A 16583-nucleotide genomic window follows, 5' to 3' on the forward strand; every position below is an offset into this window, starting at 1 on the left:
TGAAACAGAGGCCCCTTCCTCATAAACAGTATTACAACGATACATTATGGGAAAGCGGGACTTATATATCATATTATCATTCTTCCTCCTTATATCCGGGTTTAAGGAAAAAGACGGAGACAAAGGAAAGCCTGTGTACAGGGACCTTCCATACAGGCAGGAATATAGCGTTTCGTACTATCTGCCTGTGCATGAAAGATCCCTGCATTTAAAAGACATATCAGTAAACCGCGACGGCCAGGTCCGGATCCTTTCAGACAGCGGATTGATCGTTCCCGATAATGGAAACCAGTTTTACGCAGGAACATTTGTTGCAGATGTCTCCTATCCCGCAATTATCCCTAAAAAGATTTCTGCGATTGGCACTTACCATAACCAGACCATCTACCTGGATGACAAACAGTTATTCAGCAATGCCTGGGCAGGTAAACTCCAGGTCGATCATGGATTGCCCGGAGCCCGCCTTTTCGCAGGGGGAGATGATTTCCATTTCCTGGTTTCAGACGGTGACAGCCTGCTATACCTGGATATGGCAGGCAAACGGCTCTGGAACGGTTTATTCAGGAACCTCAAACAAATTCGTTTCCTGGAAGCCAGCCATAGTTTCCTGCTGGTGTCTCCCGAAAAAGTGGTTGAATGGAAACCTGGAATGGCATTCAAAGAAATATACAGCGGAAAGGGTATTACCTGCGCTACCGGTTTTGGCAATGGCGCAGTAAGAAAAATAGCTGTCGGCGCTTCAAAAGGATATGTAATGCTTCCCGGCACAGGACTTATCGACAAGCTACCCTGCCCCGATATCACCTGTATGGAATACATCGATGGACAATTATGGTTTGGATCCACCTGGGGGGCCTACCGCCTGGAGCCTGATGGGAAATACAACTACTACGCAGGGCAACGCTGGTTACCAGGCAACCATGTCCTCCGCATTGAAAAAGGTCCCCAGAACAGCATCCTGGTGCTTACCGAAAAGGGACTCGGACAGATTTGTTCCAGGAAAATGACGCTGGAAGACAAGGCTATGTTTTATGAACAGCAGGTCCGGGAAAAAAATATCCGTTACGGGATAAATTGCAGTGTGGTGAAATTACCGGAAAGCTATTCATCGGGGCAGACCGGCAACCAACCCAGTGATAACCTCTGGACAGGAATGTACCTGGTGAGCCAGTTGTACCGCTACAAAGTAACGGGCTCCAAAGAGGCCCGGGATAATGCTTACGAATCTTTTGAAGCCCTTGAAAGATTACACACTGTAACTGGTATTAAAGGCCTTTTTGCAAGGAGTTTTGAACGGGACTATAAAATTGAGTCCGCTAAAGACTCCGGGTGGCAGGAACGGGAACTGAAAACCGGTTCACCTGCCAGCTTATGGCTTTCCGCAGCAGACCATCACAACTGGACCTGGCGTTCTACAGCCAGCAGTGACCAAACCGTTGGACAGGTATTTGCACTGACCGCGATACTGGAACTCGTGGATGACCCATCCTGGAAGAAACGGGCCCTTGCCTGCCTGGATAACCTTATCGGATATATAGTTGACAACAACCTTTATATCATCGATGTGGATGGTCAACCAACTATGTGGGGCAAATGGAATCCTGAATATGTAAATGCCTTTCCAGAAAATGTAGGCGATCGTAAAATCACTTCTTCGAATATTATCGCCTTCCTGCAAACAGCTTATAAATTCACACATAAAGATAAATACAGGACTAAAGCCTATGAACTGATGGAAAAGTTTGGCTATCTCGACAACCTGATGCGGCCAATGGCAAAAATCGGGAGTGACAACAGCGGCGAGCTAAGCAAAGTCCTTTCTGAAGAATGGAATCATTCTGATGATGAAATGTATTTCCTGGCCTATTGGGGACTCTATCCCTATGCGTTTACTCCCCCCCTGCGCGAAAAATACAGGATTGCCATAAAGGACCACTGGAATATAGAAAGACCGGAGCAGGACCCCTTGTGGAACTTCACCTATGCCATGACAGGCACAACTGCATTCGACCTTAGCCCTTCTATCCGGTACCTTAAGAATTATCCCCTGGACCTGCGGAACTGGGCCGTGCACAATTCGCACCGTAAGGACCTGGAGCTGCTGCCGGAAAATTTCAGGGGACAAACAACCCGTGAGCTCCTGCCCCTGGGGGAAATTCCTATTTGCCGCCACAACAGCCAGGTATTCAGGCTTGATGCAGAAGGTGATGGGAAAAGCCTCGTAAGCGCAGGAGATACCTGGCTGCTGCCCTATTGGATGGGTCGGTACATGGGAGTAATCAGCGCGCCTGTCCGGGAAAAACAGAATTATTGATGATGTCAAAAACATCAACAGCGCTTATATTATTTTTTTGCAGGTCCTGGCCAGTTATGATTACCGGACAATAATCGGGTGAAACACCAATCCGTCCATGGGAACCTTTTATCAAATTGGCATCAAGTGGTATAACATCCATTACATACCTGAAGCCTGCTTTTTTCCGCAACAGTTTATATGCCGCACGCAATTTTGAGGTCATAAACATTTCAACCGGGTCATAACCGGGTTTCTTATGGATATCCACACACCTTGCATAATCCGGTGCCTTTGCATCGTCTGTCCAGAAATAATAAGTAAACCAGCTATCTGCGTCAGCCATCAAAACAATATCCCCTGCCCTTTCATGGTTAATGCCATATTTTGCCTGGTCCTTCCTGTCAAGAATTAATTCTATACCGGGAACTTTATCCAATAGTTTTTTGACTTGTCCGGTTACCGAAGCATCATTAATATAAACATGCGCCACCTGGTGGTCTGCCACCACAAATGCCCTGGAAGCGCCTGCATCCAGCAATTCCGTTCCCCGCTCAACCCTTACCTGCAACAATCCTTCTTCCCGCAATAAGCGGTTCAGGTGAATTGGTTTACTAACCGGTGCGATGCCATATTCAGAAAGAATAATAATTTTTGCACCCTTATTTTCATAGAAAGTCACCAGCTGCTCCACTACTTTATCAATCTCCAGTAAATCTGCCTTCACCTTTAATAGGTCAGGACCGAATTTCTGGAGACAATAATCCAGGTGTGGCAGATAAATTAATGTGAGCGTAGGATCATAACGATCATCTGTGAGCATGGAAGCATCAGCGATCCATTGGGAAGATTTGATATTTGCCCCGGGGCCCCAAAACTGGAACAGGGGAAATTGACCTAATTTATCCTGAAGCTCATCCCGCAATGCTGCCGGGTATGAATAGCAATCGGGAAGTTTACGGCCATCTGCAAGGTATTGTGGCCTTGGCGTTACTGAATAATCAGCAGTAGAATACATATTGTACCACCAAAACATTTGGGAACAGGTAAATGCCGGGTCCTTTTTTTTCGCATTGTCCCAGATTTTCTCAGCCAGTACCAATTTGTTTGACTGCTTCCAGAATTTTATTTCACAGTCAACCCTGTCGTACCATCCATTGCCAACGATTCCGTGTTCAGAAGGCCATTTGCCGGTAAGGTAGGTCGACTGGACAGCAGTGGTAACAGCAGGGAACATTGGAGTGATTGTAGCCAGGTTATTTTTTGCACTATATCCTTTAAGAAAAGGCATCTCGCCAACCAGGGAAGCAGAAAGTCCTACTACATCAATAACAACTGTTTTATTCATTTGTATGGATTCAATTTCCTTTACATTATAATTGTGGTACTACCCATTGCAATTCCCTTATGACCGACTCATGGAGTGGTAATTTCAATGATCCGGGAAGCACTTCCCAAGTATAGGTTTCCACCTCCAGGTGGCTGGTAAAATGTAACGCTTTCTGCAGCTGCAGTACTTCTTTAATATCTTTTTGGGTGGATTGTAATAATCCGAAATCTTCTTCAAAAATGGGTACATGAAAATGCGCACGCCATTCATTTACATCTGGATTATCATAATCGGATAAGGCTTCGGCAAGATCAGGATACCGCAATAAGTCCCCATTATTTTTCCTTGCAACAACCTGGTGCAGGTAGGTTGGTTCATTATATACAGAAAAACTTTCCTTTACATTTTGCCTTAGCCGGATGTCTTTATCCATTCTACCCTTCAGTGCCGCGCTGATCTGGATTTTACCAATCTTAATTCCTGATTGTAAAAGCTTCTGTATGATTTCTGCATGGGGCTCATAGCCAATAGCAAAGTGGCACACATCATAACATAAGCGCAGGTGCTCTTTCAATAACCGTTCTGCCTCGGGAATAGAAACATTAAATTCAGCAGCAATAGTTTTTGTCCCGTCAGCCAGCAATTCAGTTAAAAACCAGTGCATAAATTCCACTCCGCTTTCAAGCATGCCATCAGGTTCCGGTTCTATATCAAGGTGCAGGATCTTACCGGTTGCCCGGTGAATTTTTATCAGCTCTTCCACTACCAATACAATATTAGCAGTACTGGTTTTCATGGCATTTTTTAATGCATCCTCCTGTTTGAACCAGTATTTATAACTCAACGGTGATGTGGAAATGCCCCCCTCCATGCCGGCGGGTAAAAGCTCTTTTAAAATATGGAATAACCTGGTGGTATATGCTACCCTGTCGTGGGTAGTCCAGTCGGGGGCATGTACCTGGTCTTTAACCCGGGTATCATGAAAACTGCCGTATGGAAAGCCATTCATGGTAAACACATAAGCATCATTTTCACGTAGCCATTGAGTGAACAGGGCCATATTCTCCCCTTCAACCAGTTCAATGCTGGCAATGTTCGACAACCGCAAACCAATACCCATGGGACGATCCGGGGAGAGTTCCTTTTTTATGCCGGGGAAGTATTTTTTGATTTCATTGAAATGATCCTTCCAGTTTTCACCATGGTGAATATTCGTACAATAGGTCAGTTGGCCTGAATGGGTAAGCATAAAAATATTTAAACAGTAAAGGCTTTAGATGCAGCATACGCTGTTATTTTCCGCGACGCTTCAGAAAGTAAATCAGTGTCTATTTCATGGACTTCTTCACCTCTTCCTATATCACGCAGCAGCATAATTGTTAACCGGCCGCCAAGGTGTTCCCTGAATTCGTTCAAGCCCAGTAAAACAGGACTATTTTCATCAATCTGCATAAATGGATGGGAGATGTCAAAACCCAAAAGAATCAATAACCGGATAACCCTTTCAGCTTTCCCTGCAGGTAACCTTCCGGAAACAGATGAATACATGGTATCCAATGCAATTCCCATTGCGACAGCTTCTCCGTGCAGCACTTCGAAATCCGTAAGTTGTTCCAGTTTATGGGCACTCCAATGGCCAAAATCCAGCGGACGGGAAGAACCCATTTCAAACGGATCGCCACCGGCAATATGGTCCAGGTGAAGTTCAGCACATCTCCTGACCAGGTAATTCATGGTAGGAAGATCCCTGGCAACCAGTTGGCCTGCATGGCTTTCGATCCAGTCAAAAAAAACGGCGTCCTTTATTAAGGCCACTTTAATTGCCTCGGAAATGCCGGAGCGCCAATCGCGTGCTGATTGCGTAGGTAAAAACCGGTCATCATTAAAAACAGCAACAGGTGGGGCAAATGTGCCCAAAAAGTTCTTTTTATTAAAGTAATTGATACTATTCTTTACGCCAACACCCGAGTCATTCTGCGATAAGGTGGTTGTAGGGATCCTGATATGCCTGATACCCCTGTGCGATACAGCAGCAGCATATCCTGCCACATCCAATACGGAACCGCCACCAATGGCAGCGATGTAGGAGTGCCTGTCAATTTTATAGGAATTGACTGCATCCAGGATTTTATCAAATAAACTGAGGTCATTCTTTGATTCCTCGCCACCGGGTGTTACCAGTATATCTTCAATTAACTGAACGGTATCATATTTTTTAAAATAAGCAGAAATCTGCCCTGCAAGATGGGGATGGGCATTTGCTACATTCTGGTCAATAACAAAAAATATCTTCTGATTCCGGGCAGTGTTTTTTTGCTTTAGAAAATCATTTACAAGCGTATTTGAAAGATCAAAAAGTGCCGAAGTAAAATATACTTTATAATCAAACCTCACACTGAATTCCTGTTCTATGTAATCCATATATATATTTTCAAAAAATGGTTGGAAGTTTTAATCCGGAAATTATTTTTCCTCAGGTAACTGAAAATTTTTTAGCCAGGTATAAAGATACAGGCATTAGCAGCGTTATTAATACCGCAAATCCAGGCGAACCAAAAGCTGCTGACCATGAAGCATCAAGAAAAATCAAAGCCATTACCCCGGCTTTAACCGCTTTGCCGATATTCTTCCCGGCCGGCAGTTGAATAGCTTTAAGCAAAGGAATGAAGATCATCCCTGCAAAAGGAAGCAGGAAGACCAGGGTCAGTATTACCCTGTTATGCATAAAAGCAAGATATAAAATGGACATTGCCACGATCATATACAGAAAGCCTGCAAAAAAAAGAGGCTGGCTTTTTCCACCGTGTACTTCCCCCCTGCTGACCATTGTAATAGAAGCGATATAAATTACAGGAACAATTGCCAGGTACCAATACACATTGAGCTGGGACACCAAAATACTAACACCCAATAACAGGTTTAATCCGCGGCACAAGCCCATATTTAAAGGACCCAAAAAAGAATGGTGTTTTCCCCATTTATCATACACCACTGCAGCTACAGCAATAACAATGGAAAGGGCCCCGCATATGGGGTTTACCAGGAATGCTGCAATAATCCCCACCAGCAATAAGCAAATACCGAGGAAGGCAGCTTCTTTCACCCGGATGGTTCCCATGGGAATTGGCCGCTCCGGCCTTTCGATTTTATCCAGCTCGGCATCAAATACATCATTAAAAACAACCCCGCCGCCATATAGCCCGAATGTGGAAATGCACAACAATACAACAGGCCAGGTTTGACCGGTGATAAATTCCCTGTTTAAAAAATATCCTGAAATAGCCACACCGGCAAGAACATCAGCGATGGAGGTCACAATATTTGCGGGCCTCATCAATTTCAAAAACGCAATTATTTTTTCCAAGAATTTGCTTTAACTGATGATGATAGAGGAAGTATCGATCCGGGGTTGCTGGCCGCCACGAAGCACGGTATTGCCTTCAAATCTTTCCGACTGGTCGATAGTTTGAACCATAACAAAATCCTTTTCATCAATCTGGCCACTCTGGGCGAAAGCGGTGATAGCATTCTGGTAAGTGACCAATTGTATGTCTGCATCACTGATGCCCCGTTGTTTCATAAGGGCGGCGGTTTTAGGAACAGCAAGCGGGTCGCTGATACCCCAGTCAGCCGCAGAGTTGATCATTATACGTTCCGTACCATACTGCTTTACTATTTCCACCATACGTTCGTTACCCATTTTGGTAAAAGGGTATATTGTAAATGCAGCCCAAAAGCCCCTGTCCAGCACATCTTTAACTGTTTCTTCATTATTATGGTCGATTATAACCATATAGGGATCAAGCCCATGTTCGAGGGCTATATCCATACTGCGCTGGGTTCCTTTTTTCTTGTCGCGGTGCGGGGTATGAACCTGAACGGGCAAAGCAGCTTCTTTGGCAAGATCCAACTGGAGCCGGTAATATTTTTCTTCAAGGGCCGTCTGGTCATCAAACCCTATTTCACCCACACCAACCACACCTTCTTTATAGATAAACAACGGAAGCATTTCCATAACCTGTTCAGACAGTGCCTCATTATTTGCTTCCCGTGAATTTAAACCGATGGTACAATAATGTTTAATGCCAAACTGTGAAGACCGAAACCGCTCCCACCCGATTAAACTACTGTAATAATCCCTGAAAGTATCGGGACCGGTACGTGGCTGCCCGAGCCAGAACGCAGGTTCAATAAGGGCCACAACCCCTGCATCCGCCATTGCCTGGTAATCATCTGTAGTGCGGCTGGTCATATGGACATGCGGGTCAAAAAATTTCATCCCGCGGATACTTTGCAGGTCAACAGGAATGGATTCCCTTGTCTGAACCTCTTTTTCGTTTAAAGAATTATTACAGCACATACATTCAGGAGTTTAGATTTAACCAGTTCAATTTGTTTTCAATAATATCATTTCTGAGGTCCGGCACCTTATCCAACAAATTCCTGGCAGGCGCGTATTCGCTCTGGGAACAAGTTAATGCCGCAGCCTTTCGGGTAGTAAGGTCTTCGGAAGCAGCTATCTTTTGAATGGCGGGAAAATTAGTTGCATCAATGAACTTAGCCACCAATCGCCAAAGCTGGTTATTGACCTGGCGTTTAGCCGCCCACCGTTCATGGGCATAGTCTATCAGTGTTGAAGCCAGTTTCGGGTTTGCCCTGTTATCCAGGCCAATGATGCGATTGACATCCTTATCCGTAAAAAAAGCTTTCAGGACCAACTGGTTCCAGGATGCCTCATCCAGGAATTCAGCGGGGTATGGATTATCATACATGATCGCTTCGAGCACAATCCCAATATTACTTCGAATCCCTTCTGCACAACGATTCACCCACATGCCCGGATAAGCAAATACCGGCAAAGCGGCATATAGGTCTGCCAATTCATTCATCTCCGCATTTTTAAACAGGCCCCCTATTTTATTGCAGTAATTATCCTGATCACCAGGATTCACCTGCAGCAGTATCCAGGTCCTGCATAACCTGTGCAAAGGCCAGCCATCAACAGAAAATCCCGGAAGGATGACGCTGACCTGCTTCTTTTGATCAGCATTTAACCTGGTATCTGCCCGCCCAGTTTTTCGTGAAATGGCAGCAAAAGAAAGATTCAATTGGGCAGCATTATTTTCCGAGGCTACAAGAGCGGCTTTTTCCTCAAGCCAGGAATAATTTTCGACCGTTACATATTGCCTGATAAAAGTTGATAACAATTCCGACAACGCCCTCACATCATACAAATAAATCTGATTTTTCACACTGTTATGTATTAAGCTGCGAAATAGTTAATTACTAAAGCAGCACTGATAATAAGTAACCCGAAAAATTCCCGGGTTTGTTCGATATATGGTTTTGTCGCCTGCATACTTTGCACTAAACTTTCCTTTTTATACTTGGTTATCCAGTCCCGGACACCGTCTTTTGCGAAAAAAAGTTTAGCAGCATAAGCCAGGTAGAAAACAATAGCCACCAAATAAATGGTAGGGTAATATTTCTGAAAAGCTGCCAATCCACAACATACAGCGGCCACCATATAAATACTAACCCACAGGAAGGCATCCTTATCGTTCAGGTTTACATAGGCAAAACCTATAAATGAAAGGCAAAAAATGACATTTAAAATTATCAGGAGCATAAATCTGCATTAACGGTTTAAGCGTAAAAAAAGCAAGTTATCTAATTTTATGATTTAATTTGGACACAACCTGCTAATCCTGAATTAACCAGCCAATTTTAATATCCGACAAAATTAATATATATAATACTCCGCATATTTTAACAAAGCTTATGAGTACCAAACTTTCAATTTTCCCCGTGCTTTTTTTCCTTATTGCTGCAGTAAGCTGCAAGGAACATAAAACCACCGTAAGTGAGAGCGCCCCTGTTTCTGAGCGGGAAAAGGAAAAAAGCAGGGATATCCATTTACCTTCTACCGATGACCACTACAGGCAGGTTAAAAGCTTCGTGGAAGAAATCCCGGACGCTGATTATAAACACGCCCCTGAGGACGCCTATGAATCGTTCAATGACATGAAATTTGGCATTCGCATCCATTGGGGAATTTATTCCATCTGGCAGATGGACCATGAATCATGGGGTTTCTTAAAACTAACGAACGAGAAAAAACAAGAATACCAGAATTTATATAAATCATTTAATCCAACCGGGTTTAACGCAGAGGAATGGATGTCTTTTTTTGATTCAGCCGGATTAAAAGTGTTTGCTTTTACCACGAAACACCATGAAGGGTTTTCCATGTTCGACACGAAAGCACATGTTAAGCAAAGGGCCAATTATACTGCTCCCGGTGGCCCTAAGATAGAAGACTGTGACCTTGCTTATAGTATCATGGAAACACCCTTTAAGCGGGATATCGTAAAAGAGTTATGTGATGCTGCGCATAAGCACAAGATTAAAATAGACCTTTATTTTTCCCATCCCGACTGGTATGATGCAGATTTCCGTCCTTACAATTTCCATCCGCTGCAAACCGAGGACTCAAGGCTTAATCCACTAAGGAATTATTGCGACAGCAATAATTTCAAGGAGAGCTTTTCCAATATCATAACGCCACAACCTACAGCAGAAGCCACTGAAAGGATGATGGCAAGGCACAGGCAACAGCTTACAGAGTTGCTCACCAATTATGGCAAGATAGATATGCTATGCCTTGACCAATGGTTTGGGCCAATGGTTTGGCCGCAAACAAAAGCAACCATAAAAGAACTACGTAAGATACAGCCCGATGTGATGTTAAGATGCCGGGGAATAGGCAATTACGGGGACTATTATACGCCGGAAGGTTTTACCCCTGGCGACAAGGAAAACACACATATGCCCTGGATGGTCATCAATACCCTGGGCAATACATTTTCCTATGATAAAGTCAGTGCGCACTACAAGGGAAGTCCGTGGATCATCCGGAATTTAGTGGATGCTGTTGCGAAAGGCGGCAATTTCATGGTTGGTATTGGCCCGGACGGAACCGGCAAATTCCATCCGACAGCTGTCAAACAATTGCTGGAAGCCGGCAAATGGCTCAAGATAAACGGGCAGGGCATTTATGCCACCCGGCCGAGGGCAGCTGCCTGGAAAGAAGGTGAAAATATCCGCTATACTACAACAAAAGATAAAAAATACACTTATGCATTTACGTTATCCTGGCCAGGCAAACAGATGACCTTACAGACAGTAAAGCCGAAAAAAGATTCAGAAATATACATGCTGGGCTATGAAAAACCACTGCAATGGAGCTATACAAAAAATTCGCTGGTCATCAATATCCCGGAACAGTTTCAAAACGCAGCGTTAAGGCCTTGCCAGACTGCCTGGGGCTTTAAAATCGAAGAAGGTAATAACTGAAAAGCAGCACGATTAATAAGTTTAAGCCAGGCAAAGAATTGAAAGCCAATTAAAGGTCAGGTCTTACCGACGGACCGGAGGTTTACCGGCAATGGCTTGCCCGCCGCGGTTACGAAAAACGACCTGTTTTCCAAACGGGCCACTCCTTTTACGAGTGATCAGGCTACCACTCACCCTTGACATTTTGTCATTTTTCACGTTTTACAAAAAGTTGATGGCCTGTTGTTTGCGGGCAGCGGGAGCGCATTTCGGTGCATTTTCACGTGGTCTTCATGTGGTCCTTAACTGGTCCTTAAGTGGTCCTTAAAAACACACATCAAACTCCCACAATTAGCCAGGTTAACCGCCAGGCCATTAGCCGTCAATCTGGCATAACGGGATAATGATGCGCTGGTTAAGGGGGCCGCTCCGTAAGGTTTGCCGGGCAGGCAGGCGCTAAGGATATGAACCGGTTAAAGAGTAAGTCTCTAAATGACAAAAAAACATTGCTATTCCGGTTTATCAATTTTTTTTCCTTCCCAGTTTGTTATAATCGGCTGATGAATGTTATACCAATGTTTTACAAAAGAATTAATATTATTTAAATCGCTTTCGATCAAATCGCTTAACTCTTCTATGCGTTTTTGGAATCCTTTTTCTGAATAAAAAGACCTTATTCGGTATTCTACGGTTCTAAAAAGAGGCATACCCTTATAATCATCTATACGCAGACGCATCCTGGTAACACTATTTGGTGGCAGATGAAATTGCATTTCACTGAGGCCATGCAATTGAGTTTGTGAGTTCAAAGCCGGTTTCAATTCAAAAATATTTAAATATACATTTATCCACCTATCTCCCTTTGAAATATATGTAGTAATAAACTCCAAATGAGAATGTGAATTCAATCTGCATAAATCATATGCATATACTCCCGCGACAACTTTCCCAAAGCGCATTCCTGTGTATGGCGATTCTACGAAACCACTTTTTTTTAGTGCAGGAATTCCATTTTTTACAAATATTTCATTTCGCACTTCAAAAAGTTTCTTGGGCGATACTTTGTAAAACAATCCCATATTAATCATTTTTTACTTGCCCGCTACTACCTGTTACAATGCTTTGTGTCGCATTGCCTAATTGCAGGCTTGTTGTCCGGTCGACTATCAAGCCTCCTGAGGTTGTTACATTTCCCTGGGCTGCTTTCTGGTTGTTTGTCAGATCGGAAGCGTTAAATTTACTTTCAACTGTTAATTTTTTCCCCGTAAACACATTTTCCATATTATGATCATATCGAGCAACCTGAACTCTACCAGTTGGTGTAGTACCTCCAGTTTCAACTACAGCTTTACCGGTACTGCGGTAACCTCGCGCGGCATATTTGATCTCGGTAACAGCTTCTCCAAGAACTCCTTTTGAAGAATTTGACAATTTGTCTAGCCCATTTTTAACTAAAACTCCCGCCCCTTTGCCAGCAGCAGCAAGACTTCCGCCTAATGATCCGTCTACAACGACATCACTCAATGTTGTTCCTTTCCCTTGAATAGCTCTATTGACGGCTCCTCCAACAACATTTGCTCCAGCATTTGCGCTAACGGTAACAAGTAAACTAGCACCACCAGTCAGCCCTGCTACACCGCCCGTTATTCCACCTTGAACTGCTGCTCCTCCGACAGCACTCCAATTATCTACTCTACCATTTTTATAAAGCTGCACTCCTGCTTCAATTGCACCACCAACGACAGCACCAATTCCAGCTCCTACTACTGCACAAAAAGGGCAATCTCCTTTGGGGTCATCATACCGAATCGGATTATTTAACATGGAGCTATACGGCGAAAAGCTTTCTTGCTCCTCTTCGATCTTCGGATCTATCTGCCACCATCTACCTATTTGTGGATCAAGGTCTCGATAAAATGCTTCATAGGTATTTATACCAAGGTCATTGTCAAACTCTATCCCGTTATACTTCTTTTTGTTTTCTAATCCACCTACTGCCTTACTGCTTATCCCTGCCATTGTTAACCCGAACGGATAGTAATTCAATGTCTATTTTTTACTATCCCGCCACTCTTGCTGGAACTCTTGTTTCAGCCATCTCAAAGAACTGCTTAAAGCATCCAAAATAGACATTTCTTTTTTTCAAATATTTAAAATTTCTTACCCCCTATAATAAAACGCAAATAAGTATTATAGGGTCAGCTTTACATCTTCCCGAGTTGAACTTAATCTTTTCTCGCAGTCCAATATTTCAAGCCTAGCCTTATGGTGATTGGGCGATATTTTCAAGCACTTTTTAAAATATGTCAATGCAAGACTATCGTTATCGTAAGAGCTATTAATACCAGCATTAAAGTATGAATCAACAATACGAAAATTCAAATCAATTGATTTCTGAAAGTCTGTAATGGCTTCCTTTCGTTTTAAAAGCATACTATTAGTATAACCTCGCTTGAAGTAATATTCACCATTTAATGTATCCTTACTTATCAATTTATCAAGGTATATTTTTGCATCTTTATAGCTACCCTTATCGTACAATGAATCAGCAATCTGCTTAAGATTATCCGACAAAATATTGCTCGAGTCAAATTTAGTAGACAATTTGTTTTCAATATTGACGGCGTGCTTAGAGTCTATATTTTCACATGAAATGAATAAAAGACTAATCAAAATACAGCACCTCAGCATTCTCATTATCGGCATTATTTAGCTAGTTTCATATTAAGCAAATTGTTTCGTATGGCTTCGTATTTTGCAGCTTCATTGAAATAGGAATTTGCCAACTCATTATCTCCATTTGCCCTGGCTGCGGAACCCGCCATTAAATAACTGGTCATGGTTTGATTTGCCTCAAAAGCGGCTTGATTCAAGGTAAAATCAGAAGTCAATACCGCTTGTGCAGTTTGAAATACAAATACATAAGGATTTAACTTTGTCAGACTCAATGCACCAATACCAGCATCTATATAATTCCCATCAGCTATATTTAGTCCAATTCCGGTAAGTGTAAATCCAGTACCCATGCGACCAAGGATATTGGCAGTTTTATCATGGCCACCAATCTGCGATATTTTCTCTCCATAATCTGCCAGGTTTCCACCTACTTCAACCAGGTTTTTAAACATATCGTCTCCCGCGCTTCCTTTTGCACCGACATATCCCCTTTTAACTAAGGTATTATCACCAACAGCAGAAGATGAAATTCCCTTTAGCTGCGGACACTTACATTTGCCGGTAACTGTAACATTATCAAGATCACTTGCAGGTATGTAACCACTATTTTTATAGTTAATAAAGTTTTGACCGTACTTGTTTTTTTTGTAGCAGGCTTACCAGGTTCATTTGAAAAGAATCCAATTTCCCCATTTCTAATTTTATCATTAAACTTATCCTGAATGGGATCGCTGGTTTCCTCCAAATTAAATCCATATGACATCATACCATCAGGATCAATAAACCGAATCGGATTATTGTATGCATAGGTATAAGAAGACAACCTTCGGGCCCATTTCTGCTAATGGATCAATCACATGCCACCGGCCAATTTGTGCGTCATAGTTTCTTTCTCCATAATCATACAATTCTAAACCACCTCCGTCAGAGAACTCTTTCTCATTCTTCTCCTTGCCGCTATATTCGTATTTGTTATCGAGTTTCCCTGCTGCCTTGGTGGATATGCCAGCCATGGTAAGTCCGAACACCTTTCCATTCGCTATACATTACACTGTCACAGATGCACAGATAATTATCCTGCACGTGTTTAATTCCTACCAGAAATCGATGGCGTAACTCCGTGAGCAAGCAAATACTATAGATTAAAGCCTATAACTCAAATAAGCCTCCCCGAATCCAATGCATTTTGCAATACCATAATTGTAAATGTGGTATGCTTATGTCTCTTAGCAATTTTTTTTACATATTCTGATTCCCTTCCTAAAAAAAAGGACATAACAGCAACTAAAGACGAGCCTACTGGATAGCCATATTTATTCCAATTAAAGCTAGAATAGTCAATATTAAACTCTTCTACAAAACGGCTAATAAACAAATCAGCATCTACATCAAATATATTCAACTCGGTTTCTATATTCGTATTTAGACTCAATGGCTCAACGTATTTTATTTTTTGCTGTTTGCAGAAATTACGAATAAATAATTCCAACTTAGGATTAACGAGTTCCATTTATTACTATTTACCCAGTCTTATTAACCACGGTTCTATTTTATTTGCATATATCCACATCATCGGGTTCGATCCAGAATAATGTTGCTCAATCTGGTTTACTGATTGCCCTTCGTTAATGATTTTATTGTAATAGTATGCATTATCTATTGTCTCTGTTGCAAAAGAGACTCCGCTAAGAGCACCTCCAACAATCCGCCCACCATGTTGCCATCCTAGTCGGCGCAATTGAATGGAAAGAAAGCTGGTATATGGCTTTGCTCCTGGCATTGCAATTCCTCGTCCATAATTCCCAACTAACCATGTTGGTACATTTGCTAATCCCTTTTTATCAAAATAAAAATCTGTCACTGCCAGACCTAATGCACTCCAATCTCTGATGGTTGAGTTAACATCTTCAAAAGAACTCTCCCCTGTTTCAGGTTCTTTTAGCCATGACCAACTTGCATTCTCTCCTAACTGAACTACCCGACCACCTGATTTATATGTTCGCTTGTCGCTCCCATTTCCCCAATATTCTAAGTCGTCACTTTTCAGATCAGACGCTGATTTCACGTTGGGATCCCAATACACGCGACCATCTTTTTTGTTATGAACCCAATCATTTAGCCCTGCATTCGATGTGAAGCCGCGAGAACCATCATTGTGTGATTTAGCCTCCACCATTGCATCCCAACTCGATTTTTTTGTTCGACCTTGGCCGGCATCAACCCACAATGGTTCCATACCCTTAGGATCAACAAATAACAGAGGATTATTGAATACATAATTGTAAGGAGAATGATTATTCATCTTATCCGCCAATGGATCTACCACATGCCACCTTCCGATCTGCTGATCATACATCCGCGCACCATAGTCGTACCAGTCGAGACCGCTGTTGTCGCCGAACTCTTTCTCCTGCTTTTCCTTGCCGTTGTATTCAAACTTGTTATCTAGTTTCCCCATGGCCTTGGAACTAATCCCCGCCATTGTTAGCCCGAACGGATAGTAATCAAAATTCATTTTTGGCTAGGATTACCATTTCTCCGGCAACCACTTTTCAGCTATCTCGAAGAACTTCTTACCGCTTCCAAAATATTTCATTTTTTTTGGAAAGAAAAAAAATGATTCATTTTCAGGACTTAAGGAATGAATTGACTCTTCACACTGTTTTTTAATATTTGGCTTGGCAACCTTAATTGAACAACGGGAACAAGAACCCACCACCGGCACCGAACTCGGCAACAACTGCTACAAAATACGCCTAGACATTACCTCCCAAGGAAAAGGAAAATCCGGTGGCGCTCGCTTCATCACTCATGTGCGTATCACTTGCAATACCGTCTACCTGCTCTCCATCTATGACAATGACAAGAACGAATTGGAAAATATCGCAGATAATATCATCAAAAAATGATTGAAAAAATTAGATTGATACCCACTCTAATTGGAACACA

At 42.6% G+C, this 16583-nt stretch carries 16 protein-coding genes; 3 read left to right on the forward strand and 13 right to left on the reverse strand.

Annotated elements, in window-relative coordinates; all coding sequences use genetic code 11:
- Window positions 1-46 precede the first annotated feature (46 nt).
- Window positions 47-2314 carry a ligand-binding sensor domain-containing protein gene (locus tag LAQ65_RS04650; RefSeq protein WP_224115773.1) on the forward strand — a complete coding sequence of 756 codons (2268 nt, stop codon included), beginning with the start codon at window positions 47-49 and terminating at the stop codon, window positions 2312-2314.
- Here LAQ65_RS04650 and LAQ65_RS04655 read toward each other — a convergent pair.
- The 7 genes from LAQ65_RS04655 to LAQ65_RS04685 are packed head-to-tail and all read right to left on the reverse strand — an operon-like array spanning window position 2280 to window position 9252.
- Window positions 2280-3641 carry an alkaline phosphatase family protein gene (locus LAQ65_RS04655; protein WP_224115774.1) on the reverse strand — a complete coding sequence of 454 codons (1362 nt, stop codon included), beginning with the start codon at window positions 3639-3641 and terminating at the stop codon, window positions 2280-2282. The genes LAQ65_RS04650 and LAQ65_RS04655 overlap by 35 nt on opposite strands.
- A 25-nt stretch (window positions 3642-3666) precedes the next feature.
- Window positions 3667-4872, reverse strand: a complete 1206-nt coding sequence (gene eboE, locus LAQ65_RS04660) for a metabolite traffic protein EboE (RefSeq protein ID WP_224115775.1) — start codon at window positions 4870-4872, stop codon at window positions 3667-3669.
- Window positions 4873-4880: 8 nt separating this feature from the next.
- A complete protein-coding gene (locus LAQ65_RS04665) occupies window positions 4881-6044 on the reverse strand; it encodes a 3-dehydroquinate synthase (protein WP_224115776.1) in 1164 nt (387 codons plus the stop codon).
- Window positions 6045-6096: 52 nt separating this feature from the next.
- Window positions 6097-6987, reverse strand: a complete 891-nt coding sequence (gene eboC / locus LAQ65_RS04670) for a UbiA-like protein EboC (protein WP_224115777.1) — start codon at window positions 6985-6987, stop codon at window positions 6097-6099.
- Between the two features lie 9 nt (window positions 6988-6996).
- Window positions 6997-7983, reverse strand: coding sequence for a TatD family hydrolase (locus tag LAQ65_RS04675; protein ID WP_224115778.1), 987 nt, complete (start codon window positions 7981-7983; stop codon window positions 6997-6999).
- Between the two features lie 4 nt (window positions 7984-7987).
- The gene (locus LAQ65_RS04680; RefSeq protein WP_224115779.1) at window positions 7988-8875 is read right to left on the reverse strand and encodes an EboA domain-containing protein; all 888 of its coding nucleotides are present in this window, start codon (window positions 8873-8875) and stop codon (window positions 7988-7990) included.
- Window positions 8876-8886: 11 nt separating this feature from the next.
- The gene (locus LAQ65_RS04685) at window positions 8887-9252 is read right to left on the reverse strand and encodes a transmembrane 220 family protein (RefSeq protein ID WP_224115780.1); all 366 of its coding nucleotides are present in this window, start codon (window positions 9250-9252) and stop codon (window positions 8887-8889) included.
- 152 nt (window positions 9253-9404) lie between these two features.
- Here LAQ65_RS04685 and LAQ65_RS04690 point away from each other — a divergent pair, with 152 nt between their 5' ends.
- Window positions 9405-10979 (forward strand): alpha-L-fucosidase, encoded by a 1575-nt coding sequence (locus LAQ65_RS04690; protein ID WP_224115781.1) that lies wholly within the window; start codon window positions 9405-9407, stop codon window positions 10977-10979.
- Between the two features lie 488 nt (window positions 10980-11467).
- Here LAQ65_RS04690 and LAQ65_RS04695 read toward each other — a convergent pair whose 3' ends face one another.
- The 6 genes from LAQ65_RS04695 to LAQ65_RS04720 form a co-directional block, all read right to left on the reverse strand.
- Window positions 11468-12037 (reverse strand): hypothetical protein, encoded by a 570-nt coding sequence (locus LAQ65_RS04695; protein WP_224115782.1) that lies wholly within the window; start codon window positions 12035-12037, stop codon window positions 11468-11470.
- 1 nt (window position 12038) lies between these two features.
- A complete protein-coding gene (locus LAQ65_RS04700) occupies window positions 12039-13004 on the reverse strand; it encodes an RHS repeat-associated core domain-containing protein (RefSeq protein ID WP_224115783.1) in 966 nt (321 codons plus the stop codon).
- Window positions 13005-13663: 659 nt separating this feature from the next.
- A complete protein-coding gene (locus LAQ65_RS04705) occupies window positions 13664-14086 on the reverse strand; it encodes a hypothetical protein (protein WP_224115784.1) in 423 nt (140 codons plus the stop codon).
- Window positions 14087-14428: 342 nt separating this feature from the next.
- Window positions 14429-14647 carry a hypothetical protein gene (locus LAQ65_RS04710; protein ID WP_224115785.1) on the reverse strand — a complete coding sequence of 73 codons (219 nt, stop codon included), beginning with the start codon at window positions 14645-14647 and terminating at the stop codon, window positions 14429-14431.
- A 143-nt stretch (window positions 14648-14790) separates the two neighbouring features.
- Window positions 14791-15144, reverse strand: coding sequence for a DUF1493 family protein (locus tag LAQ65_RS04715; protein WP_224115786.1), 354 nt, complete (start codon window positions 15142-15144; stop codon window positions 14791-14793).
- 6 nt (window positions 15145-15150) lie between these two features.
- Entirely contained in the window at window positions 15151-16149 is a 999-nt protein-coding gene (locus tag LAQ65_RS04720; protein ID WP_224115787.1) for an RHS repeat domain-containing protein, read from the reverse strand.
- A gap of 163 nt (window positions 16150-16312) precedes the next feature.
- Here LAQ65_RS04720 and LAQ65_RS04725 point away from each other — a divergent pair, with 163 nt between their 5' ends.
- On the forward strand, window positions 16313-16543 hold the full coding sequence (locus LAQ65_RS04725) for a hypothetical protein (protein WP_224115788.1): 231 nt from the start codon (window positions 16313-16315) through the stop codon (window positions 16541-16543).
- Window positions 16544-16583 lie beyond the last annotated feature (40 nt).

Origin of the sequence: Flavihumibacter profundi, assembly GCF_020076305.1 — a bacterium.
GTDB classification, from domain to species: domain Bacteria; phylum Bacteroidota; class Bacteroidia; order Chitinophagales; family Chitinophagaceae; genus Flavihumibacter; species Flavihumibacter profundi.